We start from the raw sequence: 18,869 nt of genomic DNA, 5'->3' as shown, positions 1-18,869 counted from the left end.
GGCGATGAACGCATTTATGAAAGTAGCCCGACGTATCAACGTGCGTCCCCAGGCCCTTGGGACGGCTGTGTCCTTGTTGGCCGTGATCGTCGTCTTCTCCCTCGCGGCACCTCGGTTTCTCTCGGCGAGTAACTTGACGAGTATCCTGTACTCCGCATCGCTACTGGCGATCGCTGCCGTGGCAGAAGCGGTCGTGCTCTTCACCGGGAACTACGACTTGTCGGTCGGATCGATCATAGGCCTGACGGCCTACGTCTGCTACGACGTTACCTCGCACGCTGCCTGGTCGCAACCACTCGTTATTCTTGTCGGAATCTGCTTCGGAGCGATACTTGGCGCACTTAACGGGCTCCTTGTGGGGTATCTAAAGGTTCCGTCCATGGTGGCTACGCTCGGCACCTTGTCGGTATACAGGGGACTGTGCTCGCTCTACTCCGGATCACGTGAGGTAACCAACGACCAAATTCCCGCCTGGCTTAACGCGCTGGCGCCGCGGTCTTTTCTTGGCGTGCCGTTCTACGTGTGGTTAACGCTGTTGATGGTGCTTATAATGACGTTCCTATTGTCCTCTAGGCCTTGGGGGCGCAAACTTTATGCGTTTGGCGCCAACCAGAATGCAGCAGTGTCTTTCGGTCTCAATTCCAGACATATCCTCTTGGGGGCCTATGTCGCGTCCGGTGCTATATGCGGCCTTGTGGGCATGCTCATGGGGGCGAGGGTCGGTACGATCAATTCCCTACTAGGCAATGGTTATGAGATGACCGTGATCGCTGCGGCAGTCATCGGTGGAGTCAGTCTGTGGGGTGGTACGGGCTCGGCGGTCGGTGCGATGCTAGGTGCCCTCGTCTACGCCTGTCTTGACAACGGCCTCGTACTTCTTGGGGTTGAGGAATACGTCAGGCTCATATTTCAGGGCGTCGCGATCGTTGGCGCTATCGGTATTGACGCTGTTGTTAGGCGAAAGGTTCTCCGCGTTGGTCAGCGTCGCGCAATTCTGGAGGCTACGGCATGAAGGCCATCTTGATCCGCTACCGTTGGGAAACAGTGCTTGTGATACTCATCCTGCTCGGTGTCGTCATCGGGTCGATGCTGTCTCCCTACTTCCTTGACTTTGGAAACTTTTCCCGGTCTGCGATGACCTTCGTGCCGGTGGCCCTGATGACACTCGGTCTTTTCCCCGTCGTCGTCACGGGCGAAATCGATATCTCGTTGCCTTCGACTCTCGCCGTTTCTGCGGTGTTATTTGCGAAGTTGTCCGAGGGCGGCGTAGAGATGCCGGCAGCTCTCGTAGCCTCTGCCCTGCTGTGCACCTTCCTTGGCGCGGTTAACGGTGTCCTGGTCGCGGTTGCTGGCCTTCCCTCGATGGCCGTGACATTGGGGGCAATGGGCGTGTATCGCGGTATTGCCTATCTCATTGGCGGTGACGCCGGTGTTACAGGGATTTCTGAGTCATACCTGGCCTTCGGCAGGGGCTGGGTATGGTGGTTCCCGGTCCCAGTTGTCGTCTTCATCGTCATGGCGGTGCTGGTTTGGCTTCTTATGTCCCGATCGAACTTCGGCAGCTACGCCTATGCGATCGGCAGTGGCGCGCCCGCGGTTCGTTCAGCCGGCATCTCGGTTGCGCGGACGAAGATTGGTGCGTACGTGTTCGCTTCACTCATGGCATGGCTTGCCGGGTTGGTCTGGGTTGGAGAGTACATGTCGGCCCGCGGCGACAACGGGGATGGCACGATCATGCTTGTGCTCACGGGCGTGGTGCTCGGCGGCGTGTCAATCTTTGGCGGTTCAGGCAAGACGAGTGGTGTTGTGCTGTCCTGTTGCTTGCTACTCGTGCTCCAGACAGCCATGAGTTTGGCCAACGTTCCGGGCACGACCCAGACCTTGATCTCGGGCGCGGTGTTGCTTATAGCGGTTATTGTGCCCAACGCCGGACAGCTGATTGATCACCTCCATCGGCGCTCACCAGGGAGGAGTGTGGAACACGCCCAGTGAAACTGTAAAGGCTTCCATTGATCGTGATTCACTTATCCGCGACGCAAGTTTTGAAAGGACAATGACGTCATGCGTTCCAACAATCTCAACATGATGACCCGTCGTTCTGTGCTGGCAGGCGTGGGTGTTGTAACTGCCGCAGCACTCGCTGCTTGCTCTTCCGAGGCACCCAATTCGGGTTCCGGTCCGGCTAGTGGCGCGTCAGGTGATGAGAAGATCCTGATGATTCCGAAGTACACCGGGTTGAAGTACTTCGATGTCTCTGGCGATGGCGGCAGGGCCGCGGCTGAGGCTCTTGGCGTCCAGTATGACTACATCGGCTCGCAGGAGGCTACCGCGACCGCCCAGAGTACGACGATTACGAACGCGATCGCTCAGAAGCCGTCTGCCATGGTTGTTTCGGCCATCGACGAGGATGCTGTGGCTCCTGCGTTGAAGAGTGCGATGGAAGCTGGCATCAAGGTTGTGACTTATGACGCCGACTCTGCGGTGGACTCTCGTAGCGTATTCGTCAACCAGCTTTCCTACGAGTTGGCCGCTTCTTCCATGCTTGACTCGGCCCTTCAGAATGACCCTGAGGGTGGTCTGTGTGCATTCGTTTCTGCGTCTCCGACGGCGACAAATCATAAAAAGCATGTTGAGCTGATGAAGCAACTCATTGATTCAGACGAGAAGTATTCCTCGCTGAGTTACATTGACACTGTTCAGTATGCAGAGGACGACGCCACTAAATCCGAGGAGATTGCCCGTAACTTGATGCAGGCCAACCCGGATTTGAAGTTCATCATCTCGTCTTCGGTTGTGACGACGCCGGCCGCTGCGAAGGCTATCGAGAACGCGGGCCGCCAGGGTGAGGTGTTCGCTCCAGGCTTTTCGATGCCGTCTTCGATGACGCAGTTCATCGAAGACGGAACGGCCAAGGCCTTCGCGCTGTGGGACCCGGCGCAGTTGGGGCAAGTCGCCGTCGAGGTGGCGCACCAACTCGTGGCTGGCACGATCACAGGTGCTGAGGGAGAGAAGGCCACGGTTGAAGGTGTGGGCGAGTTCGAGATTCTCGCAGACGGTGAGCTCGATGTGGATATGCCGATCATCTTCACGGCGGATAACATCGGACAGTATGACTTCTGATCTCTGCCGGAGTGTGGTGGGGCCGGCGCGTCTCGGGGGCGCGCCGGCCCCACGCTGTGTGCGGAGGCAGTGTGAGTCGGTAAGTGTGTGCGGGAGGCGGAGCGCTTGCTGTGTCCATCCCGCCCGGGACGAACGGGATGCACCCACTCGAAGCCTTGAGGTGAACCTGGCGTCCTTCTCAACCTGCGGTAACTGCGGTCCCAGCGTCATGCGCATGTGGACTTCGACCATCTGAGCGTCTGAGTCAGTGTGTCGCGGACATGAAGCGCCTTGACACGACCGATGTGAACGTTCACTATTGGGGTGTTGAGCTGCGGTGACCGCCGCGGCCGGGTCTGTGTGGCACCCAGACGGTTGGATGTCCAGCAAGCCCTCACCAGTGCGGCAACGGTGCCGAACGGCGCCGCCGCAGACCATGACCGACCAGACGAATAACTAGGAGAAGAACATGACCGAGCGGATTGTGTTGGCTGATTTGGATGATGGTGTGCGTGGGGCGGTGGCTGATGCGCGTGAGCGGGTGGCGCGTTTGCATGGGGAGTTGATTCGGTGGGGTTTGGTGGTGTGGACGGCTGGGAATGTGTCTGAGCGGGTGAGCGTGTCTCGTCCGGATGGGAGTGTGGAGCGGACGGACTTGTTCGTGATTAAGCCGTCGGGGGTGGCGTATGAGGAGCTGACGGCGGACAACATGGTGGTGTGCACGCTGAACGGGGACAAGATCGAGGATGGGACGCCGGAGAATCTGACGCCGTCGTCGGATACGGCGGCGCATGCGTATGTGTATCGGCATATGGACCGGGTGGGTGGGGTGGTGCATACGCATTCGACGTATGCGACGGCGTGGGCGGCGCGGCGGGAGCCGGTGCCGTGTGTGTTGACGATGATGGCGGATGAGTTTGGGGGTGAGATTCCGGTGGGTCCGTTTGCTTTGATTGGGGATGATTCGATTGGGCGGGGGATTGTGGAGACCTTGTCGGGGTCGCGGTCGCCGGCGGTGTTGATGGCGAATCACGGCCCGTTCACGATCGGGGTCGATGCGCGGGCGGCGGTGAAGGCTGCGGCAATGTGTGAGGAGGTGGCGCGTACCGTGCATATCGCGCGTCAGGGAGGTGACCCTGTGCCGATCGAGCAGGACCTGATCGACCGCCTCAACGACCGCTACCAGAACGTCTACGGCCAACACTGACCAACCCGTCCGCCCCGAGCCGGTGCCCCGCCCGGAGTCGCCGCCCGGCACGGTGCGGGCCGCCCCTGAACCTTTTTCAACCTACTGTCTATCAACGCAATTCAAAGGAGAAGACTCATGACTGCTCTACCCAACCCCTTCGACGGCAAGGAGATCTGGTTCCTCACCGGAAGCCAGGACCTGTACGGCGAGGAGACCCTGGCTCAGGTCGCCGACCAGTCCCAACAGGTAGCCGCCTGGCTCGACGCCGCCGATGCCATTCCGGTGCGCATCGTCTGGAAGCCGGTCCTGAAGGACCGCGACGCCATCCGCACCGCCATGCTCGCCGCCAACGCCGACGACGCCTGCATCGGTGTGATTGCCTGGATGCACACCTTCTCCCCGGCCAAGATGTGGATCGGTGGCATCGACGCGCTGTCCAAGCCCCTGGTTCAGTTGCACACCCAGTACTCGCAGTCCCTGCCGTGGTCCACCATCGACATGGACTACATGAACCTCAACCAGGCCGCCCACGGCGACCGCGAGTTCGGCTACATCCTGACCCGCCTGAGCCAGCCCCGCAAGGTCGTCGTCGGGCACGCCACCCAGGCGGCCACGCAGGCCAAGATCGGCACCTGGGCCCGCGCCGCCGCCGGCTGGGACGCCCTGCATGCCACGCGCCTGGTCCGCTTCGGCGACAACATGCGCAACGTCGCCGTCACCGAGGGCGACAAGACCGAGGCCGAGCTGCGCCTGGGCGCCAGCGTGAACACCTGGGGCGTAAACGACCTGGTCGAGGTCGTCGACGCCGTCACCGAGGCCGAGATCGATGCCCTCATCGAGGAGTACCTGGACGCCTACGACGTCGTCGAGGAACTGCGTCCCGGCGGCGAGCGTCACGAGTCCCTGCGCTACGGTGCTCGCATCGAGGCCGGCATGCGCCGCTTCCTCCAGGAGCGCGGTGCCACCGCCTTCACCACCAACTTCGAGGACCTCGGCGGGCTGCGCCAGCTGCCGGGCCTGGCCGTCCAGAGGCTCATGGCCGACGGCTACGGCTTCGGCGCGGAGGGCGACTGGAAGACCGCCCTGCTCGTGCGCGCTGCCAAGGTCATGGGCTACGGCCTGCCCGGCGGCGCCTCCCTCATGGAGGACTACTGCTACGAGATGACGCCCGGCAAGGAGAAGATCCTCGGCGCCCACATGCTGGAGGTCTGCCCCTCGCTCACCGAGTCCAAGCCCCGCCTGGAGATCCACCCGCTGGGCATCGGGAACCGCGAGGACCCCGTGCGCCTGGTCTTCGACGCCGACTCCGGCGCCGGACTCGTAGTCGCCATGTCCGACATGCGTGAGCGGTTCCGCCTGACCGCCAACCTCGTTGAGGTCGTCGGTCCCGACGAGCCGCTGCCCAAGCTGCCCGTCGCCCGCGCCGTATGGGAACCGGCTCCCGACTTCTACACCTCCACCGAGTGCTGGATGCAGGCCGGCGCCGCCCACCACACGGTCATGACCACGGCCACCACCCTGGAGATGTGGCAGGACCTGGCCGAGATCGCCCGGATGGAACTGGCCGTCATCGACTCCTCCACCACCACCCGCGGCTTCGTGCAGGAGCTGCGGAATAACCAGGTCTACTACCGCCTCACCCAGGGCTGAGATCAGACCTGTCCGCGGTGGGGCTCGCCCCGCCGCCCCGGGGCCGCCCCGGCGTCGTCGACCGTGGACCCACGCACCGACAACGCCGGGGTGGTCTCCACTGGCCGCGGCTCCAGCGGCCCCGGTGCGGGTGAGCCCTCGCTGCCAGTCGCGTCCGCTCCGATACTGAGCAGCGACAACGCCCCCCTGGCGATGGCCGGCAGATCCAGGTCCACGCTGGTGAGCGTTGGGGTGGCGAAGGCGGCGGCGTCGGTGTTCCCGCGGCCGATCACGGCCACCTCCAGAGGTACCCGTACGCCGCGTCGTCGTAGCGCGCTTACGGCGCCCGCGGCCAGCGCATCGTTGTGGCACACCACCGCGTCCACGGGGAGCCCTGTGTATGCCAACCGTGCCACCGCCTCGACTCCGCCGAGCATCCCGTCAGGAGAACCGACACGCAGGACGGCATCGTCGTCGACGCGCAATCCCGACTCCCGTAGGCCTCGCACGCAGGCGCGCGTCCAGCGGTCGGCGGCACTGGCGACGCCGACGACGGCGGGACGGATTCGTCCCAGCGACCGCAGATGGGCGGCGACCAGCGCCGCCTGGGCATCGAGCGGGCAGCTCACTCGCGGCACGCCCACGGGGCCGGAATCGGCGATGAGCGCCAGGGGTGCGGGGGATGCGGACGCCTCACCGGCCGGCAATGACGCCGGATCCAGCGCCCGGGGCACCAACACCGCGGCATCGGAGCGCCTCGCCCATGAGCCGGCCAGGATCTCCTGCTCGTGCTCCGCCTCACCGCTCGTCAGTTCCAGAATCACGGTCGTGTCGTCGGCGGCACGCATCAATTCCTGGGCCAGTGCGGCGTACAGCGGCTGCTGCAGGGTGGGGATCGCCAAGGTGATGCTTCCCCGCCGGCCTGAGCGCAGTGCCGAAGCGCTCGGATTGAGCCGATAGTCCAGCGCCGTGACCGCTTCCAGCACGCGCCGGCGCGTAGCGGTAGAGGCGCCGGGCGCGCCGCGCAGCACGTTCGAGACGGTCTTGGTGGACACGCCCGCCCGGCGGGCGACATCGCTCATGGTCACACGCGCGGCCACGGCGTCTCACCCCCGACGGTGGAGTCCCGGGCCAGCAGTGTCACATCCTCGATGACGGTGCGGGCGGGAGTGTCCGGGACGGCTATGCGCCGTCGCAGCAGTGAAACGGCGTCCGCCGCATATGTGCTCAGGTTCGGCGAGACGGTGGTCAGCGACGGGGAGGAGTAGCGCGCCAGTTCAAGGTTGTCGATGCCGGTGACGGCCACGTCCTGCGGCACTCGCAGCCCCGCCGCCGCCAGTTCATGGAGCGCGCCGAGCGCGAGCCCATCGTTGAAGCCGATCACGGCGTCGAAGTCGACGCCGCGCTCCAGCAGCTTTCGCACGGCGGCGGCGCCGTCGACGGGACGCCACTCGGTGGAGGCGACCAGGCGATGCTCGTCGAGGTCGAGTCCGTGCTCCTCCATGGCTGTGCGCAACGCCTCGGTGCGGGTCAGGCCCGCCGCATGCGTCCACTGGCCCGGTGCGGCCACGCCCAGCGCGGCGACGCGGCCGCGTCCGAGGGCCTGCAGGTGAGAAACGACCAGATCAATGCCGCGCTCGTTGTCCATGGCGACGCGGTCGACGGCGTCGTGTCTCCGCTCCCCGAGAAGCACCAGCGGGCGCTGTGCGGCCGCGGCGGCGATCTGCTCGGGTTCCATGCCCTGCCAGTACATGACGGTGCCGTCCAGGTCGGGATGCTCCGCCAGGAACTCCGCCTCGCCCTGCCCCCGCTCGCCGGTCACCCCGAGCACCACCGCCAGGTCGTGACGGTGCGCCTCGGCGGCAATGCGGTCGGCGATCTCGGCGAAGAACGGCTGATTCAACTCCGGCACCGCCAGCCCGATGGCTCCGGAGCGACCGGTGCGCAGCGAGCGTGCGGAGGTGTTGGGGGCATAGCCTGCGCGCGCCACGGCGTCCAGCACTCGCTCGCGGGTAGTGGGGGAGACCCCCGGCTCGCCGTTGACCACCCGCGAGACGGTCTTCGGCGAGACGCCCGCGAGGGCGGCGACGTCGAGGAGCGTGGCGGCCATGCGCGGCAGCATACAGAAACGCACGCCGACTGTGCCGCGACGCACGTTCAACGATGTCAAACGTTGTCAATTCGCCTTTGTTTCCCCGTTCGCTCCAGCTGTGCGCTGGTACGGCAGAAGAAGTCGTGTTGATGTTCGTTCGTGGACGGCGCCGTGGGGATTGACAACGTTGAAGTAGAGGGTCACCATGGTGACAACGGCAGCGCGCCGGCACCGCCCGCCGGAGGCACGGCCCACAACCGACTCAAAGGAGAGGATCCCTTGACAGCACGCATATCGGTCGACGCCGACCGCCCCATCGGCCGTATCTCGCCCCGCATGTACGGCTCCTTCGTGGAGCACATGGGGCGCTGCGTCTACACCGGCATCTTCGAGCCCGACCACCCCACCGCCGACGCCAACGGCCTACGCCAGGACGTCATGGAACTGGTGCGCGAGCTCGGTGTCACCACCGTGCGCTACCCCGGCGGCAACTTCGTGTCCAACTACCGTTGGGAGGACGGCGTCGGCCCCATTCAGGACCGGCCCCGGCGGCTCGAGCTCGCCTGGCACACCACCGAGCCCAACACCTTCGGCACCGACCAGTTCATGACCTGGTGCGACCAGGCCGGTATCGAGCCGATGCTGGCCATCAACCTCGGCACTCGCGGCGAGACCGACGCCGTCAACCTCCTCGACTACGTCAACGGCCAGGCGGACACGCAGTACGCCAACCTGCGCCGCACCAACGGGCACGAGGACCCCTACAACGTGCGCATGTGGTGCCTGGGCAACGAGATGGACGGTCCCTGGCAGGTCGGCCACAAGAACGCCGAGGACTATGCCTACCTGGCCCTGTCGACCGCCCGCGCCATGCACATGGTCGACCAGGACCTCGAACTGGTGGCCTGCGGTTCGGCCGCCTGGGAGATGCCCACCTTCGGCGACTGGGAGCGGACCATCCTCGACCTGGCCTACGACGAGGTCGACTACATCAGCCTTCACCGCTACGTCGACCCCGACGCTCAGGACCGGGCCAGCTTCCTCGCCGCCGGCGTGGACCTGGACCGCTTCATCGACGGGGTGATCGCCACCGCCGACGCCGTCGGCGCCAAGCACCGCTCGAACAAGAAGATCATGGTCAGCGTCGACGAGTGGAACGTGTGGCGCCTGGGCGCCTGGAACTCCATCGAGCACGGTTTCGCCCCCGACGACTGGCCGGAGGCCGCACCCCGCATCGAGGACGTCTACACGGGTGCCGACGCCCTGGTGGTCGGCGGCCTGCTGATCTCCCTGCTGCGCCACGCCGACCGCGTCAAGGCCGCCTCCATGGCGCAGCTGGTCAACGTGATCGCCCCGATTATGACCGAGAAGGGCGGACGCGCCTGGCGGCAGACCACCTTCCACCCCTTCGCCATCGCCTCCCGGATCGCCCGCGGCCAGGCCTACGACGCCGTCGTCGCCAGCCCGGTCGCCGGCACCGAGCGCTACGGCGAGATTGACGCCGTCGACGCCGTGGTCACCTGGGACGAGGAGACGGGAACCGGCTCGCTGCTCGCCCTGAACCGCTCACTGACCGATGCGGTCGACGTCACCGCCGCGCTGGGGGCCCTGGGCGTGAGCCGCGTCAAGGCGGCCCAGATCATCGCGCCCGACGACCTCGACGCCGTCAACACCGCCGACGACCCCGACCGCGTCCACCCCGTCCCCCACGAGGTGACGCTGGCCGACGGCGTGCTCGCCACCACGCTGCCGCCCGCCTCCTGGCTGGCGGTCGAGCTCGCCTGAAAGAAAGGAGCCCGTAGCGTCGGCGGCGGGCCGGCCCGCCCCTCCGTCGACGCCCCACCCGGGCGGCGCGTACGACTCGACAGCCCGTACGCGCCGCCCCCACGGGCGCCACTCACTCACGACTGACAAGGAGGTCACGTTGAGTCAACCATCGATTCCGTACGCGCTCCCGAGCAGACGTCGCTTTCTGACCGCGGCCATGCTTTCGGGCGCCGCACTGGCCGGAACCGGCCTGCTGGGCGGCTGCTCGTCCTCGGCATCCGCCTCCGACCGCACCAAGATCCAGCTCTGGCACCTGTTCACCGGCGGTGACGGCGGCGTCTTCCAGGCCATGATGGACACCGTCGGCCAGCAGAATCCGCAGCTTGAGATCGACCCCGTGGTGCTCACCTGGGGCGGCCCCTACTACACGAAGCTAGCGATGTCCTCGGTCGGCGGGCGCTCCCCGGACCTGGCCGTCATGCACGCCACTCGAGTGATCGGCTACGCCCCCGGCGGGCTGCTCGACACCTGGGATCTGGACCGGCTCGCGGACCACGGCATCACCCCCGAGATGTTCCCCGATCTGCTGTGGGACAAGTGCTTCGTGGACGGCCGGCTGTACGCCGTCCCGCTGGACTTCCACGCCTTCATCCTCTTCTTCAACACCGAGCTGTGCGACCAGGCCGGGTTGCTCGCCGCGGACGGCACCCTGACCGGACTGGACTCCCCCGAGGGCTTCCTCGACGCCGGCCGCCGCCTGGCGGAGGTAACCGGCGGGCAGGGCATGTCCTTCGGCTACACCGGCGACGGCGCCCAGGTCTCCCGCATGTTCTGGGGCCTGTACGCCCAGACCGGTGCGGAATGCACCCTCACTCCGGGGCAGGAGGCGCAGATCGACCGAGACGCCGCCATCAAGGTCACCTCCCTGATCAAGGACATGCTCGACGGCACCGTCGCCGAGCCGGATATGGACTACGGCGGCGCCATCGCCTCCTTCTCCACCGGCCGCACCGGCATCACCTTCATGGGCAACTGGGAGTACCAGACCTTCCTGAACGCCGGCGTGCCCCTGGACGCCATGCCGATGCCGAACATCTTCGGCACCCCGGCCACCTTCGGTGACTCCCACGTATTCGTGCTCCCGCACCAGACGAGTGTGGATGAGGCCAAGCGCGATGCGGCCTACGAGGTCGTGGCCGGCATGCTCAAGAACTCCCTCGACTGGGCGGCCGGCGGGCACACCCCCGCGAACGTGGAGGTCACCTCATCCTCCGCCTACGCCGAGCTCGTGCCCCAGTCCCACTATGCCGACGCCATCGACCAGGCCGTCTTCGAACCAGCCGCCTGGTTCACGGGATCCGGCTCCGATTTCCAGGCGCGCGTGGCGGAGGTCATGCAGTCCTGCTGGCTGTCCGGCTCCCTCACGCCGGAGCAGGCCGTGGACGGACTCATCGACCGCCTTAACCGCATGCTCGCCCAGAACCCGCCGGCCTGAGTGAAAGGAGACCCGCTATGACTGTTAGAACCGCAGCGAATACGGCAGCCGGTACGGATCCGGCTGCGGCCTCCACCACGAGGACCGGTCGCCGGGCCGGCGCGAGCCGGAGCGCACGGGACTCCTCCCGCGCGGTTAGGCGACTCGGCTCCGGCATGCCCTTCGTCATTCCCTTCCTCATCGTCGCCTTCCTGTTTCTGATCGCCCCCATCGTCTACGGGCTGTGGCTGTCTTTCACGGAGCAGTCCCTGATGGGCAACGGCGGCTGGGTGGGACTGGCCAACTATGTTGAGGCCTTCGGTGACGCGACCATGTGGTCCACTCTGGGCCACACGCTCGCCTTCACGCTCATGAGTACCATCCCGCTGGTACTCGTCGCCCTGATCATGGCGCTACTGGTGTACATCGGCATCCCCGGCCAGTGGTTCTGGCGGCTGTCCTTCTTCGCCCCCTATCTCCTGCCGGTCGCCGTCGTCGTGCAGATCTGGACCTGGCTGTTCAACTCCGATGTCGGCTTCATCAACTACTGGCTGGTCAGGTTCGGGCTGGACAAGGTCGGCTGGCTCACCGACGTGAACGTGGCCATGTGGTCCATGGTCATCCTGACCGTCTGGTGGACCGTGGGCTTCAACTTCCTGCTGTACCTGTCCAGCCTCCAGGCGATCCCGGACCTGCTGTACGAGGCCGCCGAGGTCGACGGTGCCGGCTTCTGGCGCAAGCTCTTCTCCATCACGCTGCCGCAGCTGCGTGGCACCACCGTGCTGGTGGCCACCTTGCAGGTGATCGCCTCACTGAAGATCTTCGACCAGATGTTCATCGCCTTCGCCGGCGGATCGGGCCCCGAGGGCTCCACCCGCCCCATCCTCCAATACATCTACGACACGGGTTTCACGAACTACCGCATGGGTTATGCCTCGGCGATGTCATACATCTTCTTCATCGTCATCATTGTCATCACCGTGGCCTTCCGGTTCCTGACCCGCTCTCGGAAGGACGCCAACAATGAGCGCTGAGTCCATCGCCTCGCCGATTTCCTTGCGCGACCGGCACCGCCGCGAGCGGGCCGAGCGCAATGCGGAGATCCGCCGCACCCGCGGTCTGCTGTTGGGAGACAGCAAGGTGGCCCGCGTCGTCGCCTTCCTGATCCTGGCCCTGTTCGCCCTCACCTGGCTGTTGCCGCTCGCCTGGGCGATCGACACCTCCTTCAAGACCGAGGTACAGGCACAGTCACTGCCGCTGCAGTGGGTTCCCGACGGCGGCTTCACCCTGGAGAACTACCGCACCGTATTCGCGCGCGGCGAGGTGTTCACCTGGATGGGCAACACCTTCCTGATCGCCACCGCGGTCACCATCCTCACGGTCATCATCTGTGCGCTGGCCGGCTACGCCTTCTCCCGCACCATCTTCCGTGGGCGCAAGGCGCTGCTCGCGCTGACGATCGCCCTGATCATGGTTCCCGGGCAGATCCTGATCGTGCCGCTGTTCAAGGAGATGGTGCTGCTGAACGCGGTGGACACCTTCGCCGGTGTGATCCTGCCACAGACCATCGCGCCGATGATGGTGTACATCTTCAAGCAGTACTTCGACCAGGTTCCCCAGGAACTGGAGGATGCCGCCCGCGTGGACGGCGCCGGGAACTGGCGCCTGTTCTGGAACATCATCCTGCCGGTGTCCCGGCCGATTGTCACCGCCGTGGCTATCTTCGTGTTCATCGGTGCCTGGAACAACTTCATGTGGCCGTTCATCGTCACCAACAACCCCGACCTGATGACGTTGCCGGTGGGTCTGTCCACGGTGAAGAACGCCTACGGCACCATCTACGCCCAGACCATGGCCTCCGCCATGATCGCCGCGCTGCCGCTCACGATCCTGTTCATGCTCTTCCAGCGCCAGATCATCAAGGCCGTGGCCACCACCGGCCTGGGCGGCCAGTGAGGGCGCACGGGATCTGTCTGACCGTGCAGCGATGTCGCAGCCGGTGGCGGCCTTACTGACCTTGAAGCAGGTTCCTGAGTTGACTGACCGTCTCCGCTCCTTTCATATCGATGTCGGCGAGGAGCGGATAGACGGCGTCCTCATCCACTTCAAGAATGCCCTGGGTCGGGTGGGTGAGCGTATACAGTCCCGGTTCATCGGAGGCCGTCAAGAACAGAACCGCCTTATCGCCGCCAATTCCGGCCAGAGGCGCCTGCCCATCGGAGTCCACCGGCTCTTGCCGGATGCGCACCGATGCCACGTCCAGGCCCGTCGGCGCCAGGACCTCGCTGGCATCAACGACTGCGGTACCGTCCGGATCGATCGGTACGCCATCGACGCTGCCGATGATGACGAGGTCCGAGGCCTCGGCGAGTGCCTGGACGTCTTCATAGGACTGCGGCAGGGTCGGTTGGTAGGAGCCGTCTGTGATGGACTCGGCTTCGGCGTCGGGGTTACTTGGACGGTCGAGCCGAGTGACCGCAAACGATCCTACGGCTAGCACCACGGCGGCCGCAGCCGCGACGGGGATCAAGAACCGGGGCGAGCGGGTGGCCCGTTCAAGCGGTGAGGATTGCTGCGCGGGACGGCCGTGCTGGGGATCGTAGACGTGGCCGGTTATGTCGGTGAAGTCCGCTTGTGCGCGCCGCGAGAGCGAGGAGTTCCGTCCGGGGCCCCGGGGGCGGGAGTTCCTAATCCTGCGCTCAAGATCGTTCATTGACTGGTGTTCTCCTCTTGTATGCACTTGTCACTCCGGCTCCTCGAGAGCGGCGCGCAACCGCTTCTTGGCTCGTAGTAGGCGCACTCGGACAGCGACTGTCGTGATATCGAGTACGGATGCCATCTCGGATCGCGTCAGCTCCTCCCAGTACGCCATTCGTAGTATTTCGCGGTCGTCGGCGCTGAGTGACCTCATGGCCTGGCGAACCAGGATGGAGTCATCAATCGCGGTCTCGATCGACTCGTGTGCGTCTTGGGTGCCGCTCATCGAGTCGAAGTACTTCGTGTCACGCTCGTGTCTGCGGTACTGGTTGGCGATCAAGTTGCGGAGTGTCTTGTAAAGCCATGGAACGCTGACCTCTCCGCCCGAAATATGGTGCTGCCAGGCTATTCGGAAGGTCTCGGCGGTAATGTCCTCCGCCACCGCCTGCTGTCCGAGGCGCTGTCTGGCGATTGCTAGCATGTGGGGCTGGTGATCGGTGTAGATCTGCTGGAATGTCTCGACGGCATCGGACCGCGTCAAGGTAATATCAGAATGAGCGGCTGCGGAGGAGGCCTGACTTGTCGGTGAGTCGGACCTCCCCTGCAGCGATGAATGAGTCTCATTCGGGGGCATCGTTGACCATGAAGTACTCGTCGTATCCGGGGCTCGGGGAGGGCGTCACGGGCGCGGACGGGAAGTAGCCTCCACTCAGCGAGACCTCCGGGCCGATGGGGATGGTGCCTCCGCTCGGCAGGCGTATCTCGGTCCCGTCAGACGTGACCTCGGTTCCCTCGGGGAAGACCATACCCACAGGCTTCGGGCCGGTCTCCGTGGCATGGTCCGCGCCGCTGCCGACTTCCTGTATGCAACCGCTGTGCTCGTCGACTTCCAACTGCCCTTGCCAGCGCGCATCCAGATAGATTCGCTCCTCATCTTGGGCGACCTCATAGGTGAGCACGTATGGCTGCTCCGTCGGGCCGGTGTGTACGTCGTCAGCCTGGTTCCCCGCGCATCCTCCCTGGGCCATCACCGCCAGGGCGACACCTATGGCGGCGGTGCGGCGCGCGACAGTGCGGCTGGTGCTGGTCATCTGGCTCTTCTTCAACCGGCTCAATGTCGGTCGCCTCCTTGACAGCGGCCCCTGCTGGGCCTCAGCAAACACGTTCCGCGGGAGTGCGGTGAACTCTTCTGGCGGAGTTTCGCGGAATACCGGCCTCGGGTCGACGTCGCTGCGGGCTGTGCGCATTTGTGCCTCCTCGGGTCGGTGGATGTTTCAGACGCCGGCGTTCCGATTCGGAACGAGATGGGTTGGCGACTGGTATATGTCTGGGCGGGCGGTCGCGTTACATCCCAACGGGAACCGTCGACTAGCATTGCACTCAACCGGAAAACAATCCGGGGCGGCGGCCCCACGAGAGTCTGGAAGCAACCATGCAACACCCTTCGCTCAATGGAGAGCTCATCGACCTGCGCGCGGGCGACTACGAAGCCCGGATCGCCACCGCAGGTGCCACTCTGGTCCACCTGCGCCGGCAGGGGCGCGACCTGGTCATCCCCTTTGATGCCGAAACCGCCCTGCCCGGCGCCTGGCAGGGCAAGACGCTGGTCCCCTGGCCCAACCGCATCGCCGACTCCCACTACACCTACCGCGGCGTGGATTACCCGGTGCCCTGCAATGAGCCCGAGACCGGGGCCGCCCTGCACGGGCTGGTCGGCTGGACGAGCTTCGCCGTCGCCGGGCCCGAAGCCTCCGGCGCTGCCACGCCGGAGGCGGCCGAGGCGGTCACCCTGGTACTCAGTCTGCCCGCCTCCTACGCCTACCCCTGGGCGCTGGAGGTCGCCGTCCGCTACGCGTTGGACGCGGGCACGGGCCTTACCGTCACCACCACAACCACCAACGCCGGCGCCGCCGTCTCCCCGGCCGCCGGCATCGTTGGCGCCCCGCTCGAGGACGGGATTCCCGCGCCCGCTCCTTACGGCGTCTCCTGCCACCCCTACCTGACCCGCTCGGTCCCGCTGGACGAATGCGTGCTGCAGGTGCCCGCCGACCGCGTGCTCGACGTCGACGCCCACATGGCGCCGGCGGGGGAGCGGGACGTGACCGGCAGCGACTGGGACTGGCGCGCCGGGCGCCTGGTGGGGAGCACCGCCACCGACAACGCCTACACCGGGCTGCCCGCAGGTGCGTGGCAGGTGCGGCTGACCGGCGGCGAGGGCGAGCACAGCGTGGTCATTAGCGCCGCGGCCCCCTGGGTGCAGGTCTACAGCGGTGAGCACCTGGGACGGCGGGGCGTCGCCGTCGAGCCCATGACCTGCCCGCCCAACGCCTTCAATACCGGACAAGACCTGGTCACTCTGGCTGCGGGCGAGTCCCACACCTTCACCTGGCGGCTCTGGGAGGAGGACTGAGCCGGGCCGCGGGTACGCCGCCCATGTCTGCGCAGGCAGTGCCCGGAACCGTGGGGCGCCGTCCGGGAATGATGGACGTCGCCCGCCTGGCCGGCGTCTCCCACCAGACCGTCTCGCGCGTCATCAACCGCCCCGAATCCGTCCGCCCCGCCACTTTGGCGAAGGTCCGGGCCGCCATCGATCAGCTCGGTTACCGGCCCAATCTGGCCGCGCGCGCCCTGGTCACCGCCTCAACCCGCATGATCGGCGTGGTCACCACCGGATCCCACTTCCAGGGGCCCGCATCCACCACCGCCGCCATCGAGGTCGCCGCCCGGCAGGCCGGCTACGCCACCCTCGTCACCGCCCTCAAGCGCGAGGCCGACGACGCGGAGAAGGAGATCCGCGACGTCTTCGACTTCCTGATCGAACGCGGCGTGGACGGAATCATCGCGGTCGCCCCACAGACCTGGATCGCCACCTCTGCCGAACGGGTCGCCCGGGCGGTGCCGCTCGTCGTCGTCGCCGACGGCCTGACGCCGAGCGAGCGCATCCATGTGGTCTCGGTGGACCAGGAACTGGGCGCACGCATGGCGGTGGGACACTTGCTGGGCCTAGGCCGAAAGCGCATCGCGCATCTCGCGGGACCGGCGGACTGGTACGACGCCCTCGCCCGCGCTCGCGGCTGGCGCGCTGCCCTGGAGGACGCCGGCTGCGAGATCCCGCCGATGCTGACGGGGGACTGGAGCGCCGAGCGCGGCTATGAGGTCGGCGCCGAAATGGTGGCGCGCGGCCTGCCCGACGCCGTCTTCTGCGCCAACGACCTGATGGCCCTCGGCGTGCTGGCCGCATTGCGCGACCAGGGGGTGCGCGTGCCCGAGGAGGTGGCCGTGGTCGGCTTCGACGACACTCCCGGCACGGCCTTCTTCTCCCCGCCGCTGACCACGGTGCGCCAGCCCTTCGACGAGCTCGGCGTGCTGTGCATGGAGGTGCTCCTGCGCGCGATCGACGGCGAGGCCGGCACCACCCACTCGATCTCCCCAACCCTGCGCGTGCGCCGCTCCAGCTGCTGACGCCTGAGCGGCCGACGGCCACTCGTTGGCGGCCGGTCCTGCACCGGCTCGAGGGAGACTCGTCAAAACATGGATGTTAAGGTTCACTCTACATGAGTGGGTTGTTAACCGATCTAAAAGGCGGATATTTAGCCGCTTGGTCCGTGTGTGTCGGTGGTTACGGGAGATTGTTGACACGCCGAAAGTGAACGTTCACACTAGTGTTGGATCCCGCGGACGGCGTGCCGAGGCGTTGTGTCCGCGGGGCTTCCTGAAGATCTCGAAGAGGAGGCTCAACATGTCTCGACCCCAAGTCCCGACTCTTTCGCGTCGCTTAGCTCTCGCCGGTGGTGTCACCGCCGCGGTGGCGACGGCGCTGGCCGCCTGCGGTGGGCCCGGCGCGACAGGCGGAGCCGGAAACGACACCGCCGGCAAGGAGCCCGCGGAACTCAAGATCGGCGTGGCCATGCCGACCAAGTCATCTGAACGCTGGATCAAAGACGGTAACAACATCAAGCAGCAGCTCGAAGAACTCGGCTACAACGTCGATCTGCAGTTCGCCGAGGATGACATCCCCACGCAGGCCAACCAGATCGACAACATGATCACGCAGGGCGTCAATCTGCTCATCATTGCGCCCATCGACGGCACCGCGCTGTCCGGTCAACTGGACTCCGCCGGCGAGGCCGGTATTCCGGTCATCTCCTACGACCGCCTCATCCGGGACAACGAGAACGTCAGCTACTACACCAGCTTCGACAACTACGACGTCGGCACCCAGATGGGCACCTCACTGCTCATCGGCATGGGCATTCTTAACGCCGATGGCGAGGACGCAGGTGTTTCACCGGACGAGACCTACAACATCGAGCTGTTCGGTGGTTCTCCGGACGACAACAACGCCCCCTTCTTCTTCAACGGCGCCATGGACGTCATCCAGCCGTACCTCGGCAGCGGCGTCATCACCGTCAAATCAGGTCAGACCGACTTCGACACCGTGGCCACCATGCGGTGGGATGCCGCCACCGCCCAGTCCCGCATGGACAACCTGATCACCTCCACCTACTCCGACGGCAGCCGGGTGGACGGCGTCCTATCGCCGCTCGACTCCATGTCCATCGGCATCCTCGGCGCCCTCAAGGGCGCCGGGTACGGCACCGATGCGCAGCCCTACCCGACGGTGACCGGGCAGGACGCGGAAATCGCGGGCATCAAGTCGATCATGGCCGGAGAGCAGTACTCCACCATCTTCAAGGACACTCGCGAGCTCGCCGACGCCGCGGTGCAGATGGCCGTGGCGGTGCTCAGCGGCGAGGAGCCCGAGGTCAACGACACCGAGACCTACGACAACGGGGTGAAGGTCGTCCCCTCCTACCTGCTGAAGTCCGAGATCATCACCAAGGACAACGTACAGAGTTCCCTCGTGGACACGGGCTACATCACCGAGGACGAACTCAAGTGACCGGAATTGCTTCGTGGTA

The 18,869-nt window shown here is 65.6% G+C and carries 17 protein-coding genes; 12 read left to right on the top strand and 5 right to left on the bottom strand.

The window, feature by feature from the left end; genetic code table 11:
- The first annotated feature begins 4 nt into the window (after positions 1-4).
- The 5 genes from ACGLYG10_RS02850 to araA all read left to right on the top strand — a co-directional run bounded on the left by ACGLYG10_RS02850 (position 5) and on the right by araA (position 5,938).
- The gene (locus ACGLYG10_RS02850; RefSeq protein WP_073327647.1) at positions 5-1,012 is read left to right on the top strand and encodes an ABC transporter permease; all 1,008 of its coding nucleotides are present in this window, start codon (positions 5-7) and stop codon (positions 1,010-1,012) included.
- Entirely contained in the window at positions 1,009-1,992 is a 984-nt protein-coding gene (locus ACGLYG10_RS02845; protein ID WP_073327645.1) for an ABC transporter permease, read from the top strand. Before ACGLYG10_RS02850 ends, ACGLYG10_RS02845 begins: the two co-directional genes overlap by 4 nt.
- Positions 1,993-2,061: 69 nt before the next feature.
- A complete protein-coding gene (locus ACGLYG10_RS02840) occupies positions 2,062-3,120 on the top strand; it encodes an autoinducer 2 ABC transporter substrate-binding protein (RefSeq protein ID WP_073327644.1) in 1,059 nt (352 codons plus the stop codon).
- Between the two features lie 448 nt (positions 3,121-3,568).
- Positions 3,569-4,306 (top strand): L-ribulose-5-phosphate 4-epimerase, encoded by a 738-nt coding sequence (locus ACGLYG10_RS02835; RefSeq protein ID WP_073327642.1) that lies wholly within the window; start codon positions 3,569-3,571, stop codon positions 4,304-4,306.
- A 117-nt stretch (positions 4,307-4,423) separates the two neighbouring features.
- The gene (gene araA / locus ACGLYG10_RS02830; RefSeq protein ID WP_073327641.1) at positions 4,424-5,938 is read left to right on the top strand and encodes an L-arabinose isomerase; all 1,515 of its coding nucleotides are present in this window, start codon (positions 4,424-4,426) and stop codon (positions 5,936-5,938) included.
- Positions 5,939-5,940: 2 nt separating this feature from the next.
- Here araA and ACGLYG10_RS02825 read toward each other — a convergent pair whose 3' ends face one another.
- Both ACGLYG10_RS02825 and ACGLYG10_RS02820 read right to left on the bottom strand, forming a co-directional pair.
- Complete coding sequence (locus ACGLYG10_RS02825) at positions 5,941-6,999, bottom strand: LacI family DNA-binding transcriptional regulator (RefSeq protein WP_139240729.1); 1,059 nt, start codon at positions 6,997-6,999, stop codon at positions 5,941-5,943.
- 2 nt (positions 7,000-7,001) lie between these two features.
- Positions 7,002-8,027 carry a LacI family DNA-binding transcriptional regulator gene (locus tag ACGLYG10_RS02820; RefSeq protein ID WP_073327856.1) on the bottom strand — a complete coding sequence of 342 codons (1,026 nt, stop codon included), beginning with the start codon at positions 8,025-8,027 and terminating at the stop codon, positions 7,002-7,004.
- Positions 8,028-8,288: 261 nt separating this feature from the next.
- Here ACGLYG10_RS02820 and ACGLYG10_RS02815 point away from each other — a divergent pair, with 261 nt between their 5' ends.
- The 4 genes from ACGLYG10_RS02815 (at position 8,289) to ACGLYG10_RS02800 (ending at position 13,206) form a co-directional block, all read left to right on the top strand.
- Complete coding sequence (locus ACGLYG10_RS02815) at positions 8,289-9,794, top strand: arabinosylfuranosidase ArfA (protein ID WP_244542537.1); 1,506 nt, start codon at positions 8,289-8,291, stop codon at positions 9,792-9,794.
- A gap of 139 nt (positions 9,795-9,933) precedes the next feature.
- On the top strand, positions 9,934-11,271 hold the full coding sequence (locus ACGLYG10_RS02810) for an extracellular solute-binding protein (RefSeq protein WP_073327638.1): 1,338 nt from the start codon (positions 9,934-9,936) through the stop codon (positions 11,269-11,271).
- A 17-nt stretch (positions 11,272-11,288) separates the two neighbouring features.
- A complete protein-coding gene (locus ACGLYG10_RS02805) occupies positions 11,289-12,284 on the top strand; it encodes a carbohydrate ABC transporter permease (protein ID WP_073327636.1) in 996 nt (331 codons plus the stop codon).
- A complete protein-coding gene (locus ACGLYG10_RS02800; RefSeq protein ID WP_073327635.1) occupies positions 12,274-13,206 on the top strand; it encodes a carbohydrate ABC transporter permease in 933 nt (310 codons plus the stop codon). Before ACGLYG10_RS02805 ends, ACGLYG10_RS02800 begins: the two co-directional genes overlap by 11 nt.
- A gap of 52 nt (positions 13,207-13,258) precedes the next feature.
- On the opposite strand, the gene ACGLYG10_RS02795 is transcribed toward ACGLYG10_RS02800, so the two are convergent.
- The 3 genes from ACGLYG10_RS02795 to ACGLYG10_RS02785 form a co-directional block, all read right to left on the bottom strand.
- Positions 13,259-13,963 carry a hypothetical protein gene (locus tag ACGLYG10_RS02795; protein WP_073327633.1) on the bottom strand — a complete coding sequence of 235 codons (705 nt, stop codon included), beginning with the start codon at positions 13,961-13,963 and terminating at the stop codon, positions 13,259-13,261.
- A 30-nt stretch (positions 13,964-13,993) separates the two neighbouring features.
- Positions 13,994-14,488, bottom strand: a complete 495-nt coding sequence (locus ACGLYG10_RS02790; RefSeq protein WP_159097635.1) for an RNA polymerase sigma factor — start codon at positions 14,486-14,488, stop codon at positions 13,994-13,996.
- A 79-nt stretch (positions 14,489-14,567) separates the two neighbouring features.
- The gene (locus ACGLYG10_RS02785; RefSeq protein ID WP_139240725.1) at positions 14,568-15,038 is read right to left on the bottom strand and encodes a hypothetical protein; all 471 of its coding nucleotides are present in this window, start codon (positions 15,036-15,038) and stop codon (positions 14,568-14,570) included.
- 341 nt (positions 15,039-15,379) lie between these two features.
- Here ACGLYG10_RS02785 and ACGLYG10_RS02780 point away from each other — a divergent pair, with 341 nt between their 5' ends.
- From ACGLYG10_RS02780 to chvE, 3 genes are all read left to right on the top strand, one after another.
- Positions 15,380-16,357, top strand: a complete 978-nt coding sequence (locus tag ACGLYG10_RS02780; protein ID WP_073327630.1) for an aldose epimerase family protein — start codon at positions 15,380-15,382, stop codon at positions 16,355-16,357.
- Positions 16,358-16,380: 23 nt separating this feature from the next.
- A complete protein-coding gene (locus ACGLYG10_RS02775; protein WP_073327628.1) occupies positions 16,381-17,409 on the top strand; it encodes a LacI family DNA-binding transcriptional regulator in 1,029 nt (342 codons plus the stop codon).
- Between the two features lie 277 nt (positions 17,410-17,686).
- The gene (gene chvE / locus ACGLYG10_RS02770; protein ID WP_073327627.1) at positions 17,687-18,850 is read left to right on the top strand and encodes a multiple monosaccharide ABC transporter substrate-binding protein; all 1,164 of its coding nucleotides are present in this window, start codon (positions 17,687-17,689) and stop codon (positions 18,848-18,850) included.
- Positions 18,851-18,869: the final 19 nt, after the last annotated feature.

This window comes from Actinomyces glycerinitolerans, assembly GCF_900098745.1.
Classification (GTDB): Bacteria; Actinomycetota; Actinomycetes; order Actinomycetales; family Actinomycetaceae; genus Actinomyces; species Actinomyces glycerinitolerans.
Note: the sequence above shows the minus strand (reverse complement) of the source record. Positions and strands in the feature narration are given on the sequence as shown.